This window comes from Pantoea sp. F_5, from assembly GCF_008631595.1.
In the GTDB taxonomy this organism is placed as follows: domain Bacteria; phylum Pseudomonadota; class Gammaproteobacteria; order Enterobacterales; family Enterobacteriaceae; genus Pantoea; species Pantoea gossypiicola.
This window is the reverse complement of record NZ_VWUO01000002.1, coordinates 425,550-450,240: the sequence shown is the minus strand read 5'-3', so window position 1 is coordinate 450,240 and position 24,691 is coordinate 425,550. Positions and strand designations below refer to the sequence as shown.

Annotated in this window: 21 protein-coding genes and 1 other RNA gene; 7 read left to right on the top strand and 15 right to left on the bottom strand. The window is 54.3% G+C overall.

Annotated elements, in window-relative coordinates; all coding sequences use genetic code 11:
- Together pykF and F3I44_RS04595 are read left to right on the top strand one after the other, a co-directional pair.
- Window positions 1-1,413, top strand: a complete 1,413-nt coding sequence (gene pykF, locus F3I44_RS04600; protein WP_150012830.1) for a pyruvate kinase PykF — start codon at window positions 1-3, stop codon at window positions 1,411-1,413.
- A gap of 303 nt (window positions 1,414-1,716) precedes the next feature.
- Window positions 1,717-1,953, top strand: a complete 237-nt coding sequence (locus F3I44_RS04595; RefSeq protein WP_003853216.1) for a major outer membrane lipoprotein — start codon at window positions 1,717-1,719, stop codon at window positions 1,951-1,953.
- Between the two features lie 79 nt (window positions 1,954-2,032).
- Here F3I44_RS04595 and F3I44_RS04590 read toward each other — a convergent pair whose 3' ends face one another.
- Genes F3I44_RS04590 through sufA form a run of 7 tightly spaced genes read right to left on the bottom strand, consistent with a single transcriptional unit; the run spans window position 2,033 to window position 8,695 of the window.
- A complete protein-coding gene (locus F3I44_RS04590) occupies window positions 2,033-3,058 on the bottom strand; it encodes a L,D-transpeptidase family protein (protein WP_150012828.1) in 1,026 nt (341 codons plus the stop codon).
- A 56-nt stretch (window positions 3,059-3,114) separates the two neighbouring features.
- Window positions 3,115-3,531, bottom strand: a complete 417-nt coding sequence (sufE, locus tag F3I44_RS04585) for a cysteine desulfuration protein SufE (protein WP_150012826.1) — start codon at window positions 3,529-3,531, stop codon at window positions 3,115-3,117.
- Between the two features lie 21 nt (window positions 3,532-3,552).
- On the bottom strand, window positions 3,553-4,776 hold the full coding sequence (sufS, locus tag F3I44_RS04580; protein ID WP_150012940.1) for a cysteine desulfurase SufS: 1,224 nt from the start codon (window positions 4,774-4,776) through the stop codon (window positions 3,553-3,555).
- Window positions 4,776-6,056, bottom strand: a complete 1,281-nt coding sequence (gene sufD, locus F3I44_RS04575; protein WP_150012824.1) for a Fe-S cluster assembly protein SufD — start codon at window positions 6,054-6,056, stop codon at window positions 4,776-4,778. The genes sufS and sufD overlap by 1 nt, the downstream gene beginning before the upstream one ends.
- Entirely contained in the window at window positions 6,031-6,777 is a 747-nt protein-coding gene (sufC, locus tag F3I44_RS04570) for a Fe-S cluster assembly ATPase SufC (protein WP_013357697.1), read from the bottom strand. Before sufC ends, sufD begins: the two co-directional genes overlap by 26 nt.
- A 42-nt stretch (window positions 6,778-6,819) precedes the next feature.
- Window positions 6,820-8,313, bottom strand: coding sequence for a Fe-S cluster assembly protein SufB (sufB, locus tag F3I44_RS04565; RefSeq protein ID WP_013357696.1), 1,494 nt, complete (start codon window positions 8,311-8,313; stop codon window positions 6,820-6,822).
- A 7-nt stretch (window positions 8,314-8,320) separates the two neighbouring features.
- The gene (gene sufA, locus F3I44_RS04560) at window positions 8,321-8,695 is read right to left on the bottom strand and encodes a Fe-S cluster assembly scaffold SufA (RefSeq protein WP_003853229.1); all 375 of its coding nucleotides are present in this window, start codon (window positions 8,693-8,695) and stop codon (window positions 8,321-8,323) included.
- A 388-nt stretch (window positions 8,696-9,083) separates the two neighbouring features.
- Between sufA and F3I44_RS04555 the strand changes: the two genes are divergently transcribed.
- Window positions 9,084-9,488, top strand: a complete 405-nt coding sequence (locus tag F3I44_RS04555; RefSeq protein ID WP_150012938.1) for a hypothetical protein — start codon at window positions 9,084-9,086, stop codon at window positions 9,486-9,488.
- A 33-nt stretch (window positions 9,489-9,521) separates the two neighbouring features.
- Here F3I44_RS04555 and F3I44_RS04550 read toward each other — a convergent pair whose 3' ends face one another.
- Window positions 9,522-12,575, bottom strand: a complete 3,054-nt coding sequence (locus tag F3I44_RS04550) for an FAD-binding and (Fe-S)-binding domain-containing protein (protein ID WP_150012822.1) — start codon at window positions 12,573-12,575, stop codon at window positions 9,522-9,524.
- 204 nt (window positions 12,576-12,779) lie between these two features.
- On the opposite strand from F3I44_RS04550, the gene ydiK reads away from it, so the two are divergent.
- Window positions 12,780-13,898, top strand: coding sequence for an AI-2E family transporter YdiK (gene ydiK / locus F3I44_RS04545; protein ID WP_033732482.1), 1,119 nt, complete (start codon window positions 12,780-12,782; stop codon window positions 13,896-13,898).
- Window positions 13,899-14,187: 289 nt separating this feature from the next.
- Window positions 14,188-14,298: antisense sRNA RprA (gene rprA / locus F3I44_RS04540), an RNA gene on the top strand.
- 70 nt (window positions 14,299-14,368) lie between these two features.
- Here rprA and ppsA read toward each other — a convergent pair.
- The gene (gene ppsA, locus F3I44_RS04535) at window positions 14,369-16,750 is read right to left on the bottom strand and encodes a phosphoenolpyruvate synthase (protein ID WP_150012820.1); all 2,382 of its coding nucleotides are present in this window, start codon (window positions 16,748-16,750) and stop codon (window positions 14,369-14,371) included.
- 438 nt (window positions 16,751-17,188) lie between these two features.
- Between ppsA and F3I44_RS04530 the strand changes: the two genes are divergently transcribed.
- Both F3I44_RS04530 and F3I44_RS04525 read left to right on the top strand, forming a co-directional pair.
- Entirely contained in the window at window positions 17,189-18,016 is an 828-nt protein-coding gene (locus F3I44_RS04530) for a pyruvate, water dikinase regulatory protein (protein WP_013357691.1), read from the top strand.
- Between the two features lie 151 nt (window positions 18,017-18,167).
- A complete protein-coding gene (locus tag F3I44_RS04525) occupies window positions 18,168-19,214 on the top strand; it encodes a 3-deoxy-7-phosphoheptulonate synthase (RefSeq protein WP_150019306.1) in 1,047 nt (348 codons plus the stop codon).
- A gap of 7 nt (window positions 19,215-19,221) precedes the next feature.
- On the opposite strand, the gene F3I44_RS04520 is transcribed toward F3I44_RS04525, so the two are convergent.
- From F3I44_RS04520 to btuC, 6 genes are all read right to left on the bottom strand, one after another.
- On the bottom strand, window positions 19,222-20,673 hold the full coding sequence (locus F3I44_RS04520; RefSeq protein WP_150012816.1) for a protein adenylyltransferase SelO: 1,452 nt from the start codon (window positions 20,671-20,673) through the stop codon (window positions 19,222-19,224).
- Window positions 20,674-20,752: 79 nt separating this feature from the next.
- Window positions 20,753-21,499, bottom strand: coding sequence for an EAL domain-containing protein (locus F3I44_RS04515; RefSeq protein ID WP_150012814.1), 747 nt, complete (start codon window positions 21,497-21,499; stop codon window positions 20,753-20,755).
- Between the two features lie 294 nt (window positions 21,500-21,793).
- Window positions 21,794-22,252 carry a C40 family peptidase gene (locus F3I44_RS04510; protein ID WP_150012812.1) on the bottom strand — a complete coding sequence of 153 codons (459 nt, stop codon included), beginning with the start codon at window positions 22,250-22,252 and terminating at the stop codon, window positions 21,794-21,796.
- 68 nt (window positions 22,253-22,320) lie between these two features.
- Window positions 22,321-23,070 (bottom strand): vitamin B12 ABC transporter ATP-binding protein BtuD, encoded by a 750-nt coding sequence (gene btuD / locus F3I44_RS04505; RefSeq protein WP_150012810.1) that lies wholly within the window; start codon window positions 23,068-23,070, stop codon window positions 22,321-22,323.
- Window positions 23,071-23,616 carry a glutathione peroxidase gene (locus F3I44_RS04500; protein WP_150012808.1) on the bottom strand — a complete coding sequence of 182 codons (546 nt, stop codon included), beginning with the start codon at window positions 23,614-23,616 and terminating at the stop codon, window positions 23,071-23,073.
- Between the two features lie 50 nt (window positions 23,617-23,666).
- Window positions 23,667-24,650 carry a vitamin B12 ABC transporter permease BtuC gene (gene btuC, locus F3I44_RS04495; protein WP_150012806.1) on the bottom strand — a complete coding sequence of 328 codons (984 nt, stop codon included), beginning with the start codon at window positions 24,648-24,650 and terminating at the stop codon, window positions 23,667-23,669.
- Window positions 24,651-24,691 lie beyond the last annotated feature (41 nt).

Sequence of the window (24,691 nt, the reverse complement as noted above, 5' to 3'; positions counted from 1 at the left end):
ATGAAAAAGACTAAAATCGTTTGTACAATCGGCCCGAAAACCGAATCCGAAGAGATGCTGACTCAACTGCTTGAAGCGGGCATGAATGTTATGCGTCTTAACTTCTCTCACGGCGACTATGCTGAGCATGGTCAACGCATTACTAATATGCGTGCCGTCATGCAAAAAACCGGCCGTCAGGCGGCTATCCTGCTGGACACCAAAGGCCCTGAAATCCGCACCATGAAGCTGGAAGGCGGCAACGATGCGGCGCTGAAAGCTGGCCAGACCTTTACCTTCACTACCGACCAGAGTGTGATCGGCAACAGTGAGCGCGTTGCGGTAACCTATCCGGGTTTCACAGCCGACCTGAAAATTGGTAACACCGTGCTGGTCGATGATGGCCTGATTGGCATGGAAGTGACCGAAGTCACTGAAAATACCGTCGTGTGCAAGGTCCTGAACAATGGCGACCTGGGTGAGAACAAAGGCGTTAACCTGCCGGGCGTTTCCATCCAGCTGCCTGCGCTGGCAGAAAAAGACAAGCGCGACCTGATTTTTGGTTGTGAGCAGGGCGTAGATTTTGTCGCCGCCTCGTTCATCCGCAAGCGTTCAGACGTGCTGGAAATTCGTGAGCACCTGAAACAGCACGGCGGCGAGCATATCCAGATCATCTCTAAAATCGAAAACCAGGAAGGCCTGAATAACTTCGACGAAATCCTCGAAGCGTCAGACGGCATCATGGTTGCACGTGGTGACCTGGGTGTTGAGATCCCGGTAGAAGAAGTGATCTTCGCGCAGAAGATGATGATCAAAAAATGTAATAAAGCACGCAAAGTCGTTATCACTGCGACTCAGATGCTTGATTCAATGATCAAGAACCCACGCCCTACCCGTGCAGAAGCCGGTGACGTGGCGAACGCCATCCTCGACGGTACCGATGCGGTAATGCTGTCTGGTGAGAGCGCTAAGGGTCGTTATCCGCTGGAGTCAGTCACCATTATGGCGACCATCTGTGAGCGTACCGACCGCGTCATGAAGTCACGCATCGACAGCCAGAACGATACCCGCAAGCTGCGTATCACTGAAGCAGTCTGCCGTGGTGCGGTAGAGACCGCTGAGAAGCTGGAAGCGCCACTGATCGTGGTCGCGACCGAAGGCGGTAAGTCTGCAAAAGCCGTGCGTAAATATTTCCCGAACGCCACCATTCTGGCACTGACAACCAATCCGACCACCGCACGTCAGCTGATCCTGAGTAAAGGGATTGAGACACGTCTGGTCACTGAAATCGCCTCAACCGATGATTTCTATCGTCTGGGTAAAGAAGCGGCGCTGGAAAGTGGTTATGGTCAGAAAGGTGATGTTGTGGTGCTGGTCTCAGGTGCATTAGTACCAAGCGGAACTACCAACACTGCCTCTGTACACGTACTGTAAAACTCTTTTTTGCTGTTATTTTAAAGCGCCTTAATGGGGCGCTTTTTTTATTTCTACTTAAACCAAATCCGGGAAAATTCCAATCGAAAATAACTATTCAAATACTCTTAATATTAAGGTTAATCCGATTAAATCTCTCTGTTTTCGCTAATTTTTTTTATCATATTCTGGGATTCGCTGCTTCTTTGAGCGAACGATCAAATTTAAGCATCTTCTCATCAAAAATTTATTCTCAACTTAAAAAGCTTTGTGTAATACTTGTATTGCTACATGGAGATTAACTCAATCTAGAGGGTATAAATAATGAATCGTACTAAACTGGTACTGGGCGCGGTAGTTCTGGCTTCAACTATGCTGGCTGGTTGCTCAAGCAACGCTAAAATCGATCAGCTGTCTTCAGACGTTCAGACTCTGAACGCGAAAGTTGACCAGCTGAGCAACGACGTGAACGCAGTGCGTTCAGACGTTCAGGCTGCTAAAGATGACGCAGCTCGCGCTAACCAGCGTCTGGACAACCAGGCTCACTCTTACCGTAAGTAAGAGTTCTGGTTTAGAAATGGCGCCTTCAGGGCGCCATTTTTTTGCTCTGAATTCAGTGCCCTTTCAGGCACTCATTCGTTCAGGGCTGTACAGCTTCACCTTCGGCCTGCACATCCGGGCTATTCGCATTCGCCGAGGCACTCTCCAGCCCCGCAGGCGGCACGGTATCACTCTGCACCGGCTCGCCACTGCTGACCAGGACAGGCATGCCTGAGCGTCGCGCTAAGCTGGCTTTAATCAGCGCGCTATCACTCTTCTCACTCTTCATGAATTTCTTCAGGTCACTGCCGATCGCAATGGGCATGGTCTGTGGATCGTCTTTATCGTTCCGCGACAGCGGCTGATGCACTTCCACATAGCGTTTTCCATCCGGCTCCACCGCGTACTTAACCGGCTGGTTGATGATCTGAACACGTGTACCTTTGGGTGCGGCGTTAAACAGTGCTTCGATATCCTCTGAACGCAGACGGATGCAGCCTGAACTGACCCGCATGCCGATGCCAAACTTCGCATTGGTGCCGTGGATCAGATACTGCCCGGTACCCCGTGCCAGACGCATGGCAAACTGCCCCATCGGGTTATCCGGTCCTGCTGGTACCACGCCAGGCAATGTAATGCCCTCTTTGGCGTAGCGCTTGCGAATGTTAACCGTGGGAGTCCAGGTCGGGTTAGGGATTTTCTGGCTGATCCGGGTTACCATCACCGGCGTTGCCGCACCCAGCTGGCCAATGCCAATGGGATAGACAATGACCTTATTTTCCCCTTTGGGATAGTAGTAGAGCCGCAGCTCGGCCAGATTCACCACAATCCCTTCGCGTGGCGTGTCGGGCAGGATCATCTGCAGCGGTACTGTCAGCTGGGTACCCGCTTTCGGCAGCCAGGGATCGGTGCCGGGATTTGCCTCCAGCATGCCCAGCAGCCCGACCTGGTAGCGGGCTGCAATGGCTTCCAGCGGTTGTTTATCATCAGGAACCTGAGTCAGCACGTTTTCGCCAATCAGGCGACTGTCAGGCGGAGGCAGCGGGTATTCGGTGGCGAATGCGGGTGCAGAGAGCCCAAAGCAGGTCAGCAGCAATGCACCGGCTAAACGTAAAGCAGGTTTCATGCAATTTTCTCGTCAGATAAAAAAACAGACGCCGGATGGCGTCTGTCGAGTGTAACTTAGCTGAGGTTCTGAGCGGTATGGCGAATAGACCGAATCATCGCCTCCAGCCCCTGCGACCGGGTGGGCGTCAGGTGCTGCACCAGGGCCAGTTCGCCAAACCAGTGGCGCACATCCAGCGCCAGAATTTCGGCAGGTGGCAGGTTCTGATAGAGACTAAACACGATAGCAATCAGACCTTTAACGATAGCGGCATCGCTGTCACCTTCAAATGCGATGGTGCCATCTGTCTGCGGGGTCATTCTGATCCATACCTGACTCTGGCAACCCGAAATCGCGTTTTCCGGCTGGTGTAATGTTTCAGAAGATTCCGGAAGCTTTGAACCCAGTTCGATAATGTAAAGGTACTTCTCTTCCCAGTTAGCACAACGGTTGAAGTTGCGAACCAGTTTCTCTTTTTCAGGCAAATTCGCCATCAGTAACTCCGTTAAAACTGTTCAGCCGCCCAGCAGACGATGAATACGCGTCAAACCGGCAGCCAGACGATCCACTTCCTCTTCACTGTTGTAGAAGGTGAAGGAGGCACGGCACATCGCCGGGACATTGTAGTGCTGCATCAGCGGCATCGCACAGTGATGTCCGGTGCGGATGGCAATACCATATTGATCCAGGAAACTGCCGACATCAAAGGCATGATGTTTGCCCAGGTTGAAGGCAATAACACCGGCACGAGACTGCGGGCCGTAGATCTGAATATCCGGAACGGTGCCCAGCTTATCAAGCGCATAGTTCATCAGTGCCGTCTCGCGCTGATGAATCGTATCCAGTCCCAGCGCCTGCACATAGGCCATCGCAGCGCCAAAGCCGATAATGCCGCCGGTGTTGGGTGTACCTGCTTCAAAACGCCACGGCGCACTGTTCCAGGTGGTACCGGTAGGCAGCAGAACCTGACCGATCATCGAACCGCCGCCTTCCCACGGTGGCATCTCATCCAGCAGCGCTTTGCGCCCATAGAGAATACCGACGCCATTCGGACCGTAAAGTTTATGGCTGGAGAAGACGTAGAAGTCGCAGCCGATATCCTGCACATCGACTTTGTCATGCATCACGGCCTGCGCGCCATCCACCAGCGTAATCACGCCAGCGGCTTTTGCCTGGGCCACGATGGCTTTAACCGGGTTAACAGTGCCGAGTACGTTTGACACATGCGTCACGGCCAGCAAACGCGTGCGGCTGTCGATCAGCCCCGCCAGTTGCTCCAGCGCCAGTTCACCGTTGTCATTTAAGGGCAGGACACGCACTTCTGCGCCGGTACGCTGCGCCAGCATCTGCCACGGCACGATATTGGCGTGATGCTCCATCTCCGTGATGATGAGGTTGTCGCCAGATCTGAGGTTACTGCTGCCCCAGGTATTCGCCACCAGGTTGATGCCTTCGGTGGTGCCTTTAACGAAGACAATCTCTTCCTGTGATCCGGCATTAATGAAACGGGCAGCCTGATCGCGCACGTTTTCCATATCGCTGGTCGCCTGCTGGCTCAGCGTATGGATACCACGATGCACAGCTGCATAGCCGTGCTGATAGAAATGACTCTCGGCATTAATCACCGAGAGGGGACGCTGTGCGCTGGCTGCACTGTCAAGATAGGCCAGCGGATGACCGTTGACCTCACGCTTCAGGATAGGAAAGTCAGCCCTGATGCGTTCGAGATCGAAGTTCATCATACGTCGCCTCCGGGAAAACGTTGTGCGATACGCTGCAGTACAGCCTGGCGCATCACTTCATTTTCAAGCGTTTCGGTAAGTTCAGCTGCAAACGCATGAATAATCATGGTCTGTGCCGCATCCTCCTCAATACCGCGAGAACGCAGATAGAACATCTGCTCATCGTCAATACGACCAATGGTAGCACCGTGGCTGCACTTAACGTCATCCGCGTAAATTTCGAGCTGCGGTTTGGTGTCGACTTCAGAAAGCTTGCCCAGTAACAGGTTGTTATTGGTCATCTGCCCGTCAGTCTTCAGTGCATGCTGTGCCACTTTGATATGACCGTTAAACACCGCACGCCCTTTGTCACGCACGATGGTTTTATGCATCTGGCGGCTGACACAGTGGCCTTTGTTGTGCTCCAGGTAAGTACGGGTATCCGCCACTTCCTGTTTCACCGGCAGAACCAGGCTGTTGATGGCCAGCGTGGTGTTTTCGCCATTCAGCTGAGTACTGGTATTGTGACGCGACAGGCCCGCACCCAGCAGGAAGCTCGTGCTGCTGACCTGGCCATCATTACCAATCACCAGATCGTTGTGCGCAAAGTGGTAGCTGGCGCTGCTTTCAAAGGCGAGCTTGGTGTGAGTCAGTTTCGCATTGTCACCGATCGCAAAGGTAAAGCGCGTGCCGGTGAAATGGGCGCGTTCATCCAGTGAAACGTAGTGCTCAATGACTTCCGCTTCGGCACTCTCTTCCAGCTGCAGGTGATGGCGATAATGAACCGTGTTCATGCCCGTCTGCTGACCGCTGGTGATATGCAACAGGTAGACCGGACGCGCTGCGGCTTTACCGCGTGCGAGACGCAGGGTCGTCACCTCTTCTGCCAGGCTCTCGGTCAGGTGCAGAAAGACTTCCGGCTGAACCGCGGCAGGCAGCGGACGGCGATCGGCGGCCACGCTGTGCTGGATCTCAAACAGTTCGACGTCGCGGCTGCTGAAGGCGGGCTGGAACTGACCGTCAACGTACACCAGACGGATTGCATCCAGCGGCAGCGCCAGCGCATCAACCTGTTCAGCACTCAGGGTCTGCGGCGCATCGGGCAGCACAAATTGCTGGGACAGCAGGGTGTCCAGCGGCGTGTACTTCCAGTTTTCATGCTTCCGGGTTGGCAGGCCAACCCGCATCAGTTGCTGCCAGTGCTGCTGTGCCTGCAGAGAACGCACGTCGCCGCGCGATTCAAACAGGTGATGCCACTGTTGCAGCGCAGAATCACTCTTCGTCGGTAAGCCAGCCATAACCTTGCTCCTCCAGCTGTTTCACCAGCGAGAAGTCGCCAGATTTCACGATTTTGCCCTGATACAGAACATGAACGAAGTCTGGCTTGATGTAATCCAGAATACGCTGGTAGTGGGTCACGATGATAAAGGCACGCTTCTCATCACGCAGGCTGTTAACGCCATTTGCGACGATTTTCAGTGCATCGATATCCAGACCGGAGTCAGTCTCATCCAGAATGCAGAGTTCCGGCTCCAGCGCCGCCATTTGCAGGATGTCGTTACGTTTCTTCTCACCGCCTGAGAAGCCAACGTTAACGGAACGGGTCAGCAGATCTTCCGGCATCTTCAGCAGATGAATTTTCTCTTCAATGAAGTCCTGGAAATCAAAACGATCCAGTTCGTCCTGCTGGCGATATTTACGCACCGCGTTGACCGAGGTTTGCAGGAAAAACTGGTTGCTGACGCCCGGAATTTCTACCGGATACTGGAAGGCCATAAAGATGCCTTCACCGGCACGCTCTTCAGGGGCCAGTTCCAGCAGATCTTTACCTTTGAAGCTGACTGAACCGCCGGTCACTTCATAATCTTCACGGCCTGCCAGCGTGGCTGACAGCGTACTTTTACCGGAGCCGTTCGGCCCCATGATGGCATGTACTTCGCCCGGTTTAATTTCGAGATTCAGGCCACGCAGAATGGCTTTATCTTCAACACTGACCTGCAAATCTTTAATGCTTAACATTCTTATTCCTTCACATTGCTTCCGGCAAGGCGTGTGACGGCATCAGCCCACACTGTGCTCAAGGCTGATGGCTAACAATTTCTGGGCTTCCACGGCAAATTCCAGTGGCAGCTCCGAGAATACGTCTTTACAGAAGCCATTCACGATCATTGAGATGGCGTCTTCTTCACTGATACCGCGTTGCAGACAGTAGAACATCTGATCTTCGCCGATACGCGAGGTTGTGGCTTCATGCTCAAGCTGGGCGGTATTGTTGCGGGTTTCGACATACGGGAACGTATGTGCGCCGCAATCAGGGCCAATCAGCATTGAGTCACACTGCGTAAAGTTACGGGCATTGGTGGCGGTTGGCATGATTTTCACCAGGCCGCGATAGGTGTTCTGACTTTTACCGGCCGAAATCCCTTTAGAGATAATGGTCGATTTGGTGTTTTTACCAATGTGGATCATCTTTGTGCCGGTATCGGCCTGCTGACGACCGCTGGTCAGTGCCACCGAATAGAACTCACCCACCGAATAATCCCCGCGCAGAATGCAGCTCGGGTATTTCCAGGTGATAGCTGAACCGGTTTCAGACTGGGTCCAGGACATCTTGCTGTGGTCACCTTCACACAGCGCACGCTTGGTAACGAAGTTGAGGATACCGCCCTCGCCTTCGCCGCCAGGGAACCAGTTCTGAACGGTCGAATATTTCACTTCAGCATTTTTATGGATGATCACTTCGACCACGGCGGCATGCAGCTGATAGCTGTCACGCACGGGGGCTGAACAACCTTCGATGTAGCTGACGTAACTGTCTTCATCGGCAATCAGGATGGTACGTTCAAACTGACCGGTTTTCGCTGCGTTAATGCGGAAATAGGTCGATAGCTCCATCGGGCAGCGAACCCCTTTCGGGATATAGACGAAGGTGCCGTCAGAGGCCACCGCCGAGTTCAGCGCTGCGAAGAAGTTATCGTTAGCCGGAACCACCGTGCCGAGATACTGCTTCACCAGCTCCGGGTGTTCCTGAATCGCTTCGCCGAATGAACAGAAGATAATCCCCTGCTCCGCCAGCTTGCCGCGATAGGTAGTTGCCACAGAGACGGAGTCAAAAATGGCGTCAACCGCCACTTCCCGCCCTTCACGCACCGGCACACCCAGCTGATTAAAAGCGTTCTCAACTTCCTGCGTCAGGTAGTCGCTGGCTGGCGCGCTGCCTGAAGCCTGCGTCACACCCGGCTCTGAGGCACAGGTGTCATCGCAGTTACCGCAGGAGGGCGCGGAGTAGTAGCTGTAATCCTGATAATCGAGTTTTTCGTAGTGCGCTTTCAGCCAGTGAGGCTCTTCCATTTCAAGCCAGGCACGAAACGCTTTAAGACGAAACTCCAGCATCCACTCTGGCTCGTTACGCTTGGCCGAGATCGCCCGCACCACATCTTCATTGATGCCGTTGGCAAATTCTTCGGTCTGCAGTTGGGTAAAGAAGCCCTCTTTGTAGTTGAGCTTGCCTTCCCAGATTTGTACATCGTCAGATGTTTCGCTGTGTCGTGACATATTTCACTTACTCGACGCCAAAGCTCTCACCGCACCCGCAGGCGTGCTGAGCTTTAGGGTTATTGAATTTAAAAATCTGATTCAGGCCTTCACGAACGTAATCCAGTTCAGTGCCATCAACGAATGGCATCGCCTGAAGCGGCACAAACAGCGTTGCGCCGTGGAATGAGAACTGCAGATCGTCTTCGACGGGTTCTTTCACCAGATCCATGACGTAGCCAAACCCGGCGCAGCCGGATTGTTTTACGCCCAGACGCAGCCCCTTGACTTCAGGGTCCTGAGCCGCCAGATTGAGAATTTGTTGCGCTGCGGTTTCAGTCAGCGTCAGACCTTTCCAGACAAAATCGTCGGGTGAGAAAGAGTCTGTATTAACAGATGCCATGTTGATACCTCTTGAGTCCGGACCTTTTCAGGCTATCCCCCTATGGTAGTGATCTGACCAATCACTTCAACCTCTTGTTTTGCAGGGATAATCATCTTGTGCTGTTTTATTCGCTCAATTATTAAGCATAGCTGCTTCCGTTCACCCTGTGTGAACAATGTCAGTCGCAATAAGCCAGTGATAACCTATTAATAAATCACTCTATTTGAAATAACCATTTTTGATAAAAATGCTTATTGATAGGTTACGCCTTTCTCTGATGTAAACAGATTGTTATTTCCGATTATACCGACAGGCAGGATAAATCGATAAATTTTTCTCTCCTGCAATTGCAATCGCGGCCTGGATGAATATGATAATTATTATCATTAACATTCAGGGTGACGCCATGATGCTTTCTGTCTCCGCCTGGCTGCAGCATAAAATCGACGAATACCAGTTTTCAGTGCGTGATATCACCGTCGACTTTTATATGGCGCAGGCAAAACTTGACCGGGCCGACTGCACGATTCATCAGCTACGTCAGTTTAACGATGCCTGTGAGGATATGGCAGAAGTCTGCCAGTTGAACGGTGACGATCAGAGTTACCTTCATGCGATGGGTAAACTGCATCACCGGCTGGTGCAGGAGATGGGAAACAGCGATCGCGATCGCCTGTTCCGCCTTCAGGCCTATCAACTGGCGCGATTGTCCCTGACCCGCCTGTGCCATCAACTGGCCCTCGTCGGAGAGTGGAACAAAGCCACCGTGCTGCAAAGTGACTTTGTGCGTCACGCAGGCTGGATATTCTAATCCAGCCACGACGTGACGTCGCGCACAATTTTTTTACATTAACGTTAACAATGCCTGAAGCGGATGGCGCATGCCGTTGCCTTCCACACGCTTGACCTGGCTGCGGCATGAATAGCCGGTGGCCAGACAGCGCTGACGCGGCAGTTGCTGAAGCTGGGGATGCCAGGAGAGCGCATAGATCCCCAGCGAGTTTTCAAGGTTCTGACTTTCGTGACCATACGTGCCCGCCATGCCGCAGCAACCTACATTGATGTTCTCCAGCTTTGCGCCAAAACGGGCGAAAATCGCCTGCCACTGGTTAGGCGCTGAAGGCAGCGCCGTTACCTCGGTGCAGTGCGCAAACAGATACCAGGACTCCCCGCCTGTGGTCTGCACCTCACGTTCTGCCAGGGCACGCTCTAACCATTCATGCACCAGCAACACGTTGAAGTCGCCGCGTGAATCACCCAGCGTCTGACGATACTCATCGCGATAGCAGAGCACGGTAGCCGGATCGACGCCCACCATCGGCAGCTCCAGTTTTGCGACCCGATTAAGAAAATCGGCGGTACGGGCTGCCGTGCGGGCGAAACGTTGCAGGAAGCCTTTTACATGCTGCGCTTTACCGTTTGGCGAGAAAGGCAGCAGCACCGGGCGATAACCCAGCTTCTCAATCAGCCTGACAAAATCGTTAACCAACTGTGCCTCATAAAAGCTGGTAAAGGGATCCTGTACCACCAGCACACAACTGGCGCGCTCCGTGGCTGACAGTCCTTCCAGCTGTTCCAGCGTCATGTTCATGGCGGGATGGCCACTGAGCTGCTGTTTCAGGTTAGGGGACGAAAGCAGCGGCAGATCGACCATGCCGATATGCGTTTTGCTTAACTCTTTCACCCACGGCTGGCGAAGGAAGAAGTTAAACACGTTTGGTGCCTTCGCCATCAGTGGCGCATAACTTTCGACTGCCGCCACCAGGTGATCGCTGACCGGGCGCAGATAACGGGTGTGATAGAGCTGCAGAAAGCGCGAACGAAACGCGGGTACGTCAATTTTAATCGGACACTGGGTGGAACAGGCTTTACAGGCCAGACAACCCGACATCGCCTCTTTAACCTCGTGTGAAAAGTCATACTCCCCTTTGCTGGCGTGCCAGCTGTTGCGGGTGCGGGCGATCAGCCCGCGTAGTGACAGGCTGTTTTCCGGCAGCTGCTTTTCGAGTGCCAGCGGATCGACGCCCTGCCCGGCCAACAGCCGCAGCCATTCCCGCGTCAGCGTTGCCCGCCCTTTTGGCGAATGAATACGGTTGCGGGTGATCTTCATTGACGGGCACATCGGGCTGCGGGCATCAAAATTGAAACATAACCCGTTGCCGTTACATTCCATCGCTCCACGCCATTCATCCCGGACCGTTAACGGAATCTGTCGATCGTAGGTTCCGCGCTTCACCGCATCGACCTGCATCATCTCGTCATTGCTGTTAAAGGGCGTACAGATTTTGCCCGGATTCAGGCGGTTAAGCGGGTCAAAGGCCGCTTTGATGCGGCGCAGTTCGTTAAACAGCGTCTCGCCGAAGAAGGCCGGACTGTACTGGGCGCGGAACCCTTTGCCATGTTCGCCCCACAGCAGGCCACCGTAGCGCGCGGTCAGCGCCACCACTTCGTCGGAGATCTGTTTCATCATCATCTCCTGCTGCGGATCGCACATATCCAGCGCCGGACGCACGTGCAGGACGCCCGCATCGACGTGACCAAACATGCCGTAGCTCAGACCGTGGCTGTCGAGCAGCGTGCGAAACTCGACAATGTAGTCCGCCAGTTTTTCCGGCGGAACGGCGGTATCTTCGACAAACGGAATCGGCTTAGCCCGGCCTTTCGCATTTCCCAGCAGGCCCACTGCTTTTTTACGCATGTTATAGATGCGCTCAATGCCCGCCAGATCGTTACAGAACTGATAGCCAATCACGCCGCCCTGCTGCTGTAGCATCAGCGCATCAAGCCGGGCGCACAGTTTTTCGATCTGCTGATCGATGAGTGCGGCGTTGTCACCGGCGAACTCAACAATGTTCAGACCCAGCATCTCTTTATCAGGTACGTCAGCAATCAATTCGCGCACTGAGTGCCAGACGATATCTTCCCGCGCCAGGTTCAGCACTTTGGAGTCAACGGTTTCTACTGACAGCGCCTGCGCATCCACCATAAAGGGCGCATTGCGCAGCGCCGAGTCGAAAGAGTCATATTTGATGTTCACCAGTCGCCGCACTTTAGGCAGCGGGGTGATATCGAGACGCGCCTCAGTGATAAAGGCCAGCGTTCCCTCGGCACCACACAGCAGACGTGTCAGGTCAAAGGTTTGCATATCGTCGCTGAAGACATGGCGCAGGTCATACCCGGTCAGGAAGCGATTCAGCCTGGGAAACTTTTCCAGAATCAGATCCCGCTGCTCGCGGCAGCGCGTCAGCACCTGCTGGTAAATACGGCCTTCGGGTGTTGCCGTCTGCGCCAGCGTTTCAGCCAGCGCGGTGGCCATCGGCCGGGTATCAAGGATATCGCCGCCCAGCAGCACGGCGCGCAGGCCCAGTACATGGTCCGAGGTCTTGCCATAAACCAGCGAGCCCTGACCCGACGCATCGGTATTGATCATGCCGCCCAGCGTGGCGCGATTACTGGTAGACAATTCAGGTGAAAAGAAAAAGCCGAAAGGCTTCAGCCAGGCGTTCAGCTGATCTTTGATCACGCCCGCTTCGACCCGCACCCAGCCCTCATCGGTATTGATCTCCAGGATGCGGTTCATGTAGCGCGACATATCCACCACGATGCCCTGATTCAGCGACTGACCGTTGGTGCCGGTGCCGCCGCCGCGCGGGGTAAACACCAGGCTGGTAAAACGTGCTTCTCCGGCCACACGGGCCAGCAGCGCAACGTCCGCCGTCGATCGTGGAAAGAGCGCCGCGTCGGGAAGCAATTGATAGATGCTGTTATCGGTAGAGAGTGAAAGTCGATCGGCATAGCTGGTCGCCATGTCGCCGGTAAAACCCTGCTCTTTCAGCGACTCAAGGAACGTCAGCACCAGTTGAACGAGGCCCGGTGCCTGCGAAATCTGTGGGATCATGATTGTCTGACCGAAGGTGTTGTAAACGTTTGCGTTTATACGTGAGCGATTTCTCGTTTTATCATATTTTTTCTGCGGCTGCCCTTTTTTCAGAAAAGACAAAAACCTTTCTCCGGACGCTGTTTAAACCCTGGCAAATAGATCATGATAAAAACGGGCATCCGAATGCCCTGAAATGAAGGATTAAGACGAGGTTATGAGTCAATGATGAAAAGCCAGTACCGGGATATGGATTTACCGCAAATACTCTTCACCCTGATGTTCATTTTGCTGCTGATTGTCGCCTGTTTATGGGTGGTGCAGCCGTTTATTCTGGGCTTTGCCTGGGCCAGCATGGTGGTGATTGCGACCTGGCCGTTGATGCTGAAATTCCAGCGACTGTTATGGGGGCGTCGTTCGCTGGCGGTCATCGTGATGACAATGCTGCTTTTGCTGCTGTTTATCATCCCTATCGCACTACTGGTCAGCAGCCTGATCGATAACAGTGCCCCGGTTATCGCCTGGGTTACCCAGGGTCATACGATGCCGCAGTTGCTGTGGCTCAGGGATGTGCCGATGGTCGGCAAAAAGCTTTATGTCAGTTATGACACACTGGTGGCGAGCGGCGGGGCCGGCATCATGGCCAAAATTCAGCCCTACATTGGCCGTACAACCGGCTTTTTTGTCGCGCAGGCCGGTCATTTTGGCCGCTTTATGATCCATCTGGGCGTGATGTTGCTGTTTAGCGTGCTGCTTTACTGGCGCGGTGAGCAAGCTGCCCAGGGCATTCGTCATTTTGCTTTCCGCATGGCGGGACGGCGCGGTGATGCCGCCGTGCTGCTGGCAGCACAGTCCATTCGTGCCGTGGCGCTTGGCGTGGTGGTGACGGCACTGGTGCAGGGCGTGCTGGGCGGTATCGGTCTGGCGATTTCAGGCATTCCCTATGCCACGCTCTTAACGGTGCTGATGATCCTCTGCTGCCTGGTGCAGCTCGGCCCGCTGCTGGTGCTGGTCCCGGCCATTATCTATCTCTACTGGAGCGGCGATACCACCTGGGGAACCGTGCTGCTGGTCTGGAGTTGTGTAGTCGGCACGATGGATAACGTCCTGCGCCCCATGTTAATCCGGATGGGTGCCGATCTGCCGATGATCCTGATCCTCTCTGGCGTAATAGGTGGCCTGTTTGCTTTCGGCATGATTGGTCTGTTTATCGGGCCGGTAGTTCTGGCCGTTTCTTACCGTCTCGTTTCCGTCTGGGTTCATGAAGCGCCAGCACCAGACAATGACCCACTGGCCGTGGCGGATGCGCTGGCCGATCACGATGGCACCCCACCAGCCGTCTGATTCACAGCAATGACACGCTGCGTCACTCTATTCTGTGAGCATTGATTAGTGCGGTTAATGATGATTAACCGCCCCCCTTCTCAGAGACTCGTCAAATTTTGTTTTCCATTAGCGAATTTTAAGAAAAAAGCCATCTTTGGCCTTTATTTGACCTTTCTGGCCTAAAAAAGATTACTTTCTGCACTGTTTCTTTAGACAAACGGTAAGGTAAAGGTGACAAAAGATTATCGGCTTTAAACTAATAAGAGGATTCTTAAAGACGCCAGCCAGCGGTGTGAATAACATGTTTCCTATGTTCGGAATCAAGCTATTGATTTTCAGACAACCTGATTCCCCTGAGTAGAGTAAAGAATTGCTGTGTGTAGTCTTTGCCCATCCCCTGTGATGGGCTTTTTTTTTGCCTGAATCTGACCATCGATAAACAGAAAAAGGCCCGCAGTGCGGGCCTTTCATCATTTCTGTAAGCGGTGTCAGGCGGATTTGTTTAACTGTGCCAGACTCACCCACGTTTCAACTACAGTGTCCGGGTTCAGCGACAGGCTATCGATGCCCTCTTCCATCAGCCATGCGGCAAAATCCTGATGGTCGGACGGTCCCTGGCCGCAGATTCCGACATATTTGCCCTGCTGCTTCGCGGCCCTGATCGCCATGGAGAGCAACGCTTTCACGGCTTCGTTACGCTCGTCAAACAGCGCGGAGACCACGCCGGAATCGCGATCCAGCCCCAGCGTCAGCTGGGTCATGTCATTGGAGCCAATTGAGAAGCCATCAAAGTGCTGCAGGAACTGATCTGCCAGCAGCGCATTGGACGGGATCTCACACATCATTATGATCTTCAGGCCGTTCTCGCCACGCTTCAGCCCCTGACGGGCCAACTCTTCCACCACGGCCTGCGCCTGATCCACAGTGCGCACGAACGGTACCATGATTTCGACGTTGGTCAGGCCCATCTGGTTGCGAACGCGTTTTACCGCTTCACACTCCAGCGCAAAGCAGTCGCGGAAGTTATCCGCCACATAGCGACCTGCGCCACGGAATCCCAGCATCGGGTTTTCCTCTTCAGGCTCGTAACGTTCACCGCCAACGAGGTTGGCATATTCATTAGTTTTAAAGTCGGAAAGTCGGACAATTACGCGTTTCGGTGCAAATGCTGCACCAAGCGTGGCAATTCCCTCAGTCAGGCGGGCAATGTAAAACTCCACCGGATTATCAAATCCTTTCATCATTTTACGGATCTGCTGCTGCAGTTCTGGCGTCTGCTGATCAAATTCAAGCAGTGCTTTCGGGTGGACGCCAATCATTCGGTTAATAATAAATTCCAGCCGTGCCAGGCCAACACCTTCATTCGGCAGACAGGCGAAATCGAAAGCCCGATCGGGGTTGCCCACGTTCATCATGATTTTCAGCGGCAGTTCCGGCAGCGAATCGACCTGCGAACTGGTGACGTCGAAGTCGAGCAGCTGATCATAAACGTAGCCGGTGTCGCCCTCAGCGCAGGAAACGGTGACCTGATGGCCCTCTCTCAGCCGATCGGTGGCGTCGCCACAGCCCACTACCGCCGGAATACCCAGCTCACGCGCGATGATCGCCGCATGGCAGGTTCGTCCACCACGGTTCGTGACAATGGCTGACGCCTTTTTCATGATCGGTTCCCAGTCCGGGTCGGTCATGTCCGTCACCAGCACATCGCCTTTTTCAATGCGGTTCATTTCGCTGATATCGTGGATGACCTTCACCACGCCTGCGCCGATACGATGACCGATGGCTCGCCCTTCAACGACGACGCTGCCCTGACCCTGCAGCGTATAACGTTCCATCACCTGGCCATTTGAGCGCACGGTTTCAGGACGCGCCTGAACGATAAACAGCTTGCCGGTGTGTCCATCTTTGGCCCACTCAATATCCATCGGCCGTTGATAGTGCTGTTCAATCAGCACCGCCTGCTTCGCCAGCGCCTGCACTTCCTCATCGTTCAGGCAGAATCGATCGCGTTCGGCCTCAGGCACATCTTCGATGCGCACCTGTTCGCCATGTGCCTGAGAATCGGCATACACCATGCGCACCTTTTTCGAGCCCATATTGCGACGCACGATTGAGGGACGATCGGCTGCCAGCGTTGGCTTGTGAACATAGAACTCATCCGGGTTCACAGCGCCCTGCACCACCATCTCACCCAGCCCCAGGGCGGCGGTGATAAAGACCACCTGATCAAAGCCGGACTCGGTATCAATGGTAAACATCACACCTGACGAGGCCAGATCCGAGCGCACCATACGCTGTATGCCCGCAGAGAGCGCAACGCCACGATGATCGTAGCCCTGATGAACACGGTAAGAGATAGCGCGATCATTAAACAGTGAAGCAAAGACATGCTTGACCGCCACCATGACGGCGTCGATGCCCTGCACATTCAGGAAGGTTTCCTGCTGGCCGGCAAAGGAGGCGTCGGGCATATCTTCGGCGGTGGCCGAGGATCGGACGGCAAACGACGCGTCAGCATCATCGGCAGAAAGTTGCTGATAAGCGTCCAGAATGGCGGACTCCAGTTGTGGCAGAAACGGCGTTTCCACCACCCACTGACGAATCTGTTTACCTGCTTTTGCCAGCGCATCAACATCATCAATATCTGTCTCATCCAGCAGCGCATAGATTCGCTGGTTCAGCCCGCTTTGATCGAGGAACAGGTTAAAGGCGTACGACGTGGTCGCAAAACCATTGGGCACGGAAACACCCAGCGACGACAGATTCGTTATCATTTCACCTAACGAAGCGTTTTTGCCGCCTACCCGATCAACATCATGCATGCCAAGCTGGTTATACCAGAGTACCAGTGGCTGTTCTTGAGTGGACATCGCGCTTATCCTTTATCAATTTTCAATGAATGGACACAGAGAGTGAGCTGTTTCCAGCCTGGCATATCACCCCTGCAATAACGATCTGTTGAATCGTTAAAGCAGAATTTCAGCCGCAGTTTCAGAATTGTAAGCGGATTATTTTGCCGTTGCGCAAAGTCGCGATTTTTATCTAACTGATTGATGTGGCAGGAAATGGAAGATTTTCAGCCACTTAAGCATTCTGTTTTGTTGCGCAACAGATGGAGGGCTATTTAAGGTCCGATTGCATTTTAAAAAAGAATTCCGGCGAATCGAAACGCCTTTTCAATTTTATTAGCATGATGAAACTGCAGACAAATAATCCGGACAGGCCTTCCAGAAATTAAAATCAGAGATGATTTATTGAGTCGCATCGCGCATGCTGATGGCTCACTCCTGGCTGAGGCAGAATTCATTATGACAACTGACAGAAGCGTTTTTTATATCTCCGATGGTACAGCGATTACAGCTGAAGTCCTGGGCCATGCGGTGCTGTCGCAGTTTCCGGTCAATATCACCAGCCTGACGTTGCCATTTGTGGAAAACGTCCAGCGGGCGCTGGCGGTTAAAGCCCAGATTAATGCGCTCTACCAGCAGAGCGGTGTGCGACCGCTGGTGTTCTTCTCCATTGTGACACCAGAGGTGCGCGACATTATCGTGCAGAGTGAAGGTTTTTGTCAGGATATCGTGCAGGCGCTGGTGGCTCCCCTTCAGCAGGAACTGGGCTTATCGCCTGCTCCCGTGGCACACCGTACCCACGGACTGGACGCCAGTAATCTGGGGAAATATGACGCGCGTATTGCGGCGATCGATTACGCCCTGGCACATGATGACGGTATTTCGCTGCGCGGGCTGGAGGATGCGCAGGTGATTCTGTTAGGCGTCTCACGCTGTGGCAAAACACCCACCAGCCTCTATCTGGCGATGCAGTTTGGTATTCGTGCCGCCAACTACCCGTTTATTGCCGACGATATGGATAATCTTAAACTGCCGCCCGCGCTACGCGCCCATCAGAATAAACTCTTCGGGCTGACCATCGATCCGGAACGACTGGCAGCGATACGGCAGGAACGGGCGGAAAATACCCGCTACGCCTCAATGCGTCAGTGCCGGCTGGAAGTGGGCGAAGTGGAAGCGCTGTTCCGCACCCATCAGATCCGCTATCTCAACAGTACCAACTACTCAGTCGAAGAGATCGCTACCAAAATTCTCGACATTATGGGCCTGACACGCCGCATGTACTGAAGGGAAATCAGTTCGAAGATGTAAAGCGCTGCTGCCGTGGGTTTTGATTTCATTATCAAATCACGGGTTGAATTCGCAAACTAATGGTTTATTGTGACAACCATCACTTCCCGGTATTCCACCGCTGCGAAGAACCGTTTTCGAGATACTCATGAACAAAACCGACGAACTGCGTACTGCACGCATTGGTAATCTGATTACCCCCGCCAGTCTGGCGGCTGAACATCCTGTCTCCGCGGCAATTGCCGACAACGTCACCGCTGCCCGTAAACGCATTGCCCGTATATTGACGGGTGAAGATCCCCGCCTGCTGGTGGTGATTGGCCCCTGCTCACTGCACGACCCGAAAGCGGCCCTGGAGTATGCTGCGCGTCTGAACGCGTTGCGCAGCCGCTATGAAGATCGGCTGGAGATTGTAATGCGTGCCTACTTCGAGAAGCCACGCACTGTTGTCGGCTGGAAAGGTTTAATCTCCGATCCGGACCTGGATGGCAGCTACGATGTGAACCGGGGCATCGGCATCGCACGCAAGCTGCTGATTGATATCAACGCGCTGGGCCTGCCCACCGCCACGGAATTTCTGGATATGGTGATCGGCCAGTTTATTGCCGATCTGATCAGCTGGGGCGCAATTGGCGCACGTACCACCGAAAGCCAGATCCACCGCGAAATGGCATCGGCCCTCTCCTGTCCGGTCGGCTTTAAAAATGGCACTGATGGAAACGTGCAGATCGCGGTAGATGCAATTCGTGCTGCACGCGCGAGCCACATGTTCCTGTCGCCGGATAAACTGGGCCAGATGACTATCTATCAGACCAGTGGTAACCCGCATGGACATGTGATCCTGCGAGGCGGTAAACAGCCAAACTATCATGCCAGTGATGTCGCCGCCGCCGCGGAGAGTCTGGGGGCATTTAATCTGCCGCAGCAGCTGGTGATCGATTTTAGTCACGGCAACTGTCTGAAGCAGCATCGTCGTCAGATGGATGTGGCGGCAGAGGTGGCAGAGCAGATTAAATCAGGCTCGCGGGTCGTTGCCGGTGTGATGATTGAAAGCTTTCTTGAAGAAGGCAATCAGAAAGTGGTGAGCGGCGAGCCGCTGGTTTACGGCAAGTCAATTACCGATCCCTGCCTCGGCTGGCAGGAGAGCGAACAGGTACTCGCCCTGCTGGCCGAGGCGGTTTCGCACCGCCTCTGAGTTCTTATTAGCTGGAGCAGCTCACCTCTAAGGTTTTGCCCCAGTCTGGCGGCCGCTGACGATACTCAGCGGCTGTTTCATCACTAAAGGGTTGCTGTAACGCCTGATGCAGACGAGCCAGCGCACCCTGCTCGCCCCGCTCCGCCTCTTCAATCGCCTGCTGCGCCAGATAGTTGCGCAGAATCACCGCCGGATTGGCCGCCTTCATCACAGTTTGCCGTTCCGTATCGCTGACATGCTCATCCATCAGACGACTGCGGTAGCGCTGATACCAGCTATCAAACGCCTCACGATCGATAAATTCGTCGCGCAGCGGTGAGCGGCTTTCAGCCTGCCGGGTTTCACTCAGCAGCCTGAAGGTCAGGGTGTAATCACTGTGCTCCTGCGCCATCATTGCCAGCAGATCGGTCAGAATCTGATTGTCGCTGCTCTGTTGTGTCAGCAGGCCGAGTTTTGCCCGCATCCTTTCACCCCAGACCCGCATCAGTTCAGGTTCATAGGCGCTCAGCGCCGTCCGCAATTGCTCAGTGGTCAGCAGACCCGACAGCGCATGTGCCAGACGATTAAGATTCCACATGCCAATCATCGGCTGATTTTCAAAACTGTAGCGCCCCTGATAGTCGCTGTGATTACAGATAAAGTCAGGCTGATAATCATCGAGAAAACCAAACGGGCCATAGTCGATGGTCAGGCCAAGGATCGACATGTTGTCAGTATTCATCACGCCATGCGCAAAGCCCACACTTTGCCATAGCGCAATCAGGCGCGCGGTGCGTAATACAATGTCGGTAAACCACTGTTGATAGCGGTCTGCGTCCCCTTCCAGATGCGGCCAGTGATGACGAATAGCGTAATCGGCCAGCTGCTCTACTTTCTCCTGCTGCTGGTTGTAAAAGAAATGCTCGAAATGGCCAAAGCGCAGATGGCTCGGTGAAATGCGCATCAGCATCGCACCACGCTCAGTGGTTTCGCGATAGACCGGCTCATCGCCTATCGACAGGGTCAGTGCGCGCGTAGTGGGGATGCCCAGATGGTGCAGCGCTTCCGAGGCGAGAAACTCTCGCACGCTGGAACGGATCACGGCACGACCATCGCCCATGCGGGAATAAGGCGTCAGCCCGGCACCCTTGAGATGCCAGTCAAGTTTGCTGCCATCATCCAGGCGCTGTTCACCCAGCAGGATACCGCGCCCGTCACCAAGCTGACCCGCCCAGACACCAAACTGATGGCCACTATAGACCTGCGCCAGTGGCTGCATGCCGGGCAGCAGTGCCGCACCGTGCCAGACATCGTGACCGTGACCTTCAAAGAGCGTGCTATCCAGCCCCATTGAGGTTGCAAGCGGTGCGTTGTGATACAGCAGGCGTCCGCCTGCCATCGGCGTGGGGTTCAGCGCGGTGTAACACCCGGAAAGCTCACGGAACCAGGTGTTGTCAAAAGAGGCCTTGCCTGAGGACATTGTTTCTCCCATGCGATACTCAGCGATACGTAGGTTAGTCCTTTAGTGTAACGCTGATGGCGGGGATTAACAGGTCAGGTCAGCCAGGATGCTGAGAGGATGGCATGCGCTCGTCGGCACAGAGCAGCGAACGCAGTGCATCAGATTTGACTACCGGGAAGAGTGCACCCTGAAACTCAGCACCGTTCAGCTGGCTCACTTTATCGAACAGCACTTCATCGTCAATGCCACAAATAATAAGGCGGTCACAATGAGCACGGAAATTATCAATAATGCTCTGAATAAACGGCACGAATGACGCGCGCTTTGCCAGCGAGTGAATAAACTCTTTGTCGAGACAGATGCAGTTGAATAAATTATCGTAGACCGCATTAGAGGGTGTTTTGCCCGCGCCAAAATGTGAAAGCGCTAAATTAAGCTCAGCATGCAGGCTCGCCAGCAACGGATTATTTTTGCCCAGTTTGAGTTGCGGAAACGTTTCAGTAATATTCAGGAGAATGAACGGCAGCTGTTTTATTTTGCGCATGACTAATTCACTGGCAAGCAGCGTCCGGGCCATGCCTTCATCAATACGGATAAAGGCTGACACGGAATTCGCTTCAAATAATCCGCGATTCTGCTCCAGCAACCCAATCTGGCTTTGCAGCAGGCGTAATTGCTGCGACTCGTCAAGCTGGGGAAGCAGCAGATCCTGTGGCAGGGTGATAGGCGCACTTTCATGCACAAACTGCGTTACCAGCTCAACAGCGGTCAACCGTCCGTCAACATCACAGACAGGATAAAACCAGATTTCCGACTGATAGTCGGCCGAGAGATGAATTTTCATTTTAATGCCAGAATATGCGGCGATGTTGTTATCGTATAGTAATGGTCAGCCGCAGGCAATAGTGCCAAATCATTGAAGAGACGACCTTCTTTACCCTTCCATTGCCGTTTGGCAACAGCCGATCACGCTTAAGCCAAATAGTAGTGATAAAACACCGGTTATTAGTGGAATTAAATCAGCGATTATTCTGTTTATTAAAATCCTCATCCTAAACGTTCATTTAAAATAAAACTTTTACTCTTTGTTTTAACTCTATTTAAAATTGGACTTAAGTCTGATTTCGCGGACCTGCAGTTAAATACGGCGAGCCTGCCAGAACACTTTTCGCCAGTAGACATTGTCGAGTGAGGAGCGAATGACGCCCTGACTGGTGGAGGCGTGGATAAAAGCATTATCGGTATCGTAGATGCCCACATGCAGGCCATTTTCACCGCGTCCGGTTTTGAAAAAGACCAGATCGCCTGGCAGCAGTTCATCTTTGCTGATGCGGGTGCCAATATCACTTTGGGCTGAGGTGGTGCGCGGCAATTGCAATGCAAATTTATCGCGGAAGGTCAGATAGACAAAGCCGGAGCAGTCAACGCCGTTACGACTCATGCCGCCATAACGATAAGGCGTACCGTGCCAGTGACCAAGCTGATCGTTGAGTTCCGCTATCACGGTGATTGAATCGGAAAGACGGCCATTAATCGGCGGGGCGTGATGACTGCATCCCGTCAGCAGCAGAACTAAAATCAGCAAACCCAGGCGCATCGCCAAATGTCCTTATCAGAAGTTGCAACCGGGATAATGTAGCGGTAAAGCCCGCCAGGTAGCAAGTGTCAGGGCAGTACGGTCAGCAGCGTGCGTCCTTCCAGTTCAATCTGCCGGAATGCAATCTGGTAGAGCGGTGTCAGGCGCTGCGGCGTCAGAACCTCTGAAGGTTCGCCCTGCGCGATCACCTGTCCGCTATCCATCAGCCAGACCCTGTCTGCCTGTTGCAGGCTGTGGTTAAGATCGTGACTGCTGGCGACAACACTAATACCCGACGCGCACAGCGCCGCAATCAGATCGTCCACCGCTTTTTGCTGGCCGATATCCAGCGCCGTCAACGGCTCATCAAGGATCAGCAGCCGCCCGTGAGGATTGATGTGAGGATCAATCTGAGCACAGACGGCTGCCAGCCGGACGCGCTGCCATTCTCCGCCGGAGAGCCGGGTCAGTGAACGCGTTAACTTATCCTGCAGCTGAAGCCGCTGCAGCAGCATGCTGAGACGGGCATCGGCCTGCGACCCCGCTGGTTTAAGATGGAGACGCAGATAGTGCCAGACCGGCATCTGACTCAGGGGTGCCTGCTGCTGTGGCAGCCAGCCGCGCACCCTGGACAGTGCTGCACCGTTCCAGTTACTTAGCGGCTGTTCATCCAGCAACACCCTGCCAGAAGCGGATTGCAGCCCCGCAATGACACTCAGTAAGGTGCTTTTACCGGCTCCGTTCGGGCCTGCAATGTGCAGCAGCTGACCGGTGGAAAGTTCGCCGGTCAGTGGCAGCAGCCGTCCGGGGACGGCGACCTGTTGCAGGCGCAACAGCATCTATTTTGCCAGCGCCTGTTTAATCGTTTCCAGAATAATGGGATCTTCCGGCGTCATGTCTGGTGCAAAACGCTGGATCACACTGCCGTCACGGCCAATCAGGAACTTTTCAAAGTTCCACAGGATGTCGCCCTGCTCTTTCGGCGCGCGCCCTTTACTCTCCATACGCTCGTAAAAACCGCTGCCTTCCGGACGCACCGCGTCAGGTCGGGCTGCAATCAGCTGTGCATAGAGCGGATGACGCGCCGGGCCATTAACCTCGGTTTTGGCAAACATCGGAAACGTCACGCCATAGGTGGTACTGCAGAAGGTTTTGATCTCCTCACTACTGCCCGGTTCCTGCTCCAGAAACTGATTGCAGGGGAAACCGAGGACGCTGAAGCCCTGATCCTGCCAGGCTTTCTGCAGATTCTCCAGCTCTTCGTATTGTGGCGTCAGACCACATTTCGAGGCAACATTGACCACCAGCAGGACTTTGCCCTGCCACTGTGACAGCGTAGTTTTTTCCCCGTCGAGCGTAACCAGTTCAGTCTCATAAATGTTCATGCTTTTTCCTGTAATGGATGCGGTTGTGGATGCAGAGTAACCAGCCGAAGCTAGCGCGAAGATTTCATCAGTAAAATAATAAACAGTGGCGCGCCCAGTGTCGCCGTCACGACGCCTATCGGCAACTCCGCTGACGTCAGTGCCAGACGCGCCACGATATCGGCGGCCAGAAGCACCGCCGCGCCCGCCAGCGCCGATGTCGGCAGCAGATAGCGGTGATCGCTGATGCCGCTCAGGCGCAGCAGATGCGGGATAACCAGCCCGACAAAACCAATGGCACCAGCCATTGCGACGCTGATCCCGACCAGCCAGCCCATCGCCAGCACCAGCAGGTTACGCCAGTAGAAGAGTGACAGCCCGAGCTGACGGGCGGACGTCTCGCCCAGATCCAGCAGATTGAGAATCGGGCCGGTCGCCCCGAGCGCGAGCATCACCGGCAGCAGTGCCAGCATCATCCAGCCATAGCGCCAGTCAATGCCGCTGAATCCCCCCATCATCCAGTACATCAGCTGACGCAGATCGAGGCTGGTGCTGAAGTAGACCGCCCAGGTCATGATGGCACTACAGATAATCCCCAGCGCCACGCCGGTCAGCAACAGCCGGGTGACCGAAAGCTGACGATGAGCAAAATGCAGCAGGATAAGCGTAATAATCAGCGCACCGGCCATCGCCGCCAGCCCCAGACTCCACAGCGAGCCGCTGCCCAGCAGCACGCCGAGCACCAGGCCGATACCTGCGCCGTTCGAAACGCCGAGCAGACCAGGCTCCGCCAGCGGATTGGTAAACAGCGCCTGCATCACCACGCCGCATACCGCCAGCGACGCCCCCACCAGGATTACCGCCAGACTGCGGGGCAGCCGCAGTTGCCAGACAAAGAGCTGTCCGCTATCGCTGAACCACGCTGAGGGCGTGATCCAGCTATCTCCGGCACAGAGGCTGAGACAGAGCAGTGCAGAGAGCATAAGGGCGAGCGCAATCAGCCATTTCTGGCCGCGTTGATCGGCCTGGCGCGCGAACGTGTCGAGCAGAGACATAAGCGGGATTAGCTGAGAAAACAGTGATTTGATTGTAGAGG

Bases quoted from the DNA above. Each gene is read 5' to 3' on its own strand.
- pykF (WP_150012830.1), top strand. From the start codon at position 1: ATGAAAAAGACTAAAATCGTTTGTACAATCGGCCCGAAAACCGAATCC.
- F3I44_RS04595 (WP_003853216.1), top strand. From the start codon at position 1,717: ATGAATCGTACTAAACTGGTACTGGGCGCGGTAGTTCTGGCTTCAACT.
- F3I44_RS04590 (WP_150012828.1), bottom strand. From the start codon at position 3,058: ATGAAACCTGCTTTACGTTTAGCCGGTGCATTGCTGCTGACCTGCTTT.
- sufE (WP_150012826.1), bottom strand. From the start codon at position 3,531: ATGGCGAATTTGCCTGAAAAAGAGAAACTGGTTCGCAACTTCAACCGT.
- sufS (WP_150012940.1), bottom strand. From the start codon at position 4,776: ATGAACTTCGATCTCGAACGCATCAGGGCTGACTTTCCTATCCTGAAG.
- sufD (WP_150012824.1), bottom strand. From the start codon at position 6,056: ATGGCTGGCTTACCGACGAAGAGTGATTCTGCGCTGCAACAGTGGCAT.
- sufC (WP_013357697.1), bottom strand. From the start codon at position 6,777: ATGTTAAGCATTAAAGATTTGCAGGTCAGTGTTGAAGATAAAGCCATT.
- sufB (WP_013357696.1), bottom strand. From the start codon at position 8,313: ATGTCACGACACAGCGAAACATCTGACGATGTACAAATCTGGGAAGGC.
- sufA (WP_003853229.1), bottom strand. From the start codon at position 8,695: ATGGCATCTGTTAATACAGACTCTTTCTCACCCGACGATTTTGTCTGG.
- F3I44_RS04555 (WP_150012938.1), top strand. From the start codon at position 9,084: ATGATGCTTTCTGTCTCCGCCTGGCTGCAGCATAAAATCGACGAATAC.
- F3I44_RS04550 (WP_150012822.1), bottom strand. From the start codon at position 12,575: ATGATCCCACAGATTTCGCAGGCACCGGGCCTCGTTCAACTGGTGCTG.
- ydiK (WP_033732482.1), top strand. From the start codon at position 12,780: ATGATGAAAAGCCAGTACCGGGATATGGATTTACCGCAAATACTCTTC.
- ppsA (WP_150012820.1), bottom strand. From the start codon at position 16,750: ATGTCCACTCAAGAACAGCCACTGGTACTCTGGTATAACCAGCTTGGC.
- F3I44_RS04530 (WP_013357691.1), top strand. From the start codon at position 17,189: ATGACAACTGACAGAAGCGTTTTTTATATCTCCGATGGTACAGCGATT.
- F3I44_RS04525 (WP_150019306.1), top strand. From the start codon at position 18,168: ATGAACAAAACCGACGAACTGCGTACTGCACGCATTGGTAATCTGATT.
- F3I44_RS04520 (WP_150012816.1), bottom strand. From the start codon at position 20,673: ATGTCCTCAGGCAAGGCCTCTTTTGACAACACCTGGTTCCGTGAGCTT.
- F3I44_RS04515 (WP_150012814.1), bottom strand. From the start codon at position 21,499: ATGAAAATTCATCTCTCGGCCGACTATCAGTCGGAAATCTGGTTTTAT.
- F3I44_RS04510 (WP_150012812.1), bottom strand. From the start codon at position 22,252: ATGCGCCTGGGTTTGCTGATTTTAGTTCTGCTGCTGACGGGATGCAGT.
- btuD (WP_150012810.1), bottom strand. From the start codon at position 23,070: ATGCTGTTGCGCCTGCAACAGGTCGCCGTCCCCGGACGGCTGCTGCCA.
- F3I44_RS04500 (WP_150012808.1), bottom strand. From the start codon at position 23,616: ATGAACATTTATGAGACTGAACTGGTTACGCTCGACGGGGAAAAAACT.
- btuC (WP_150012806.1), bottom strand. From the start codon at position 24,650: ATGTCTCTGCTCGACACGTTCGCGCGCCAGGCCGATCAACGCGGCCAG.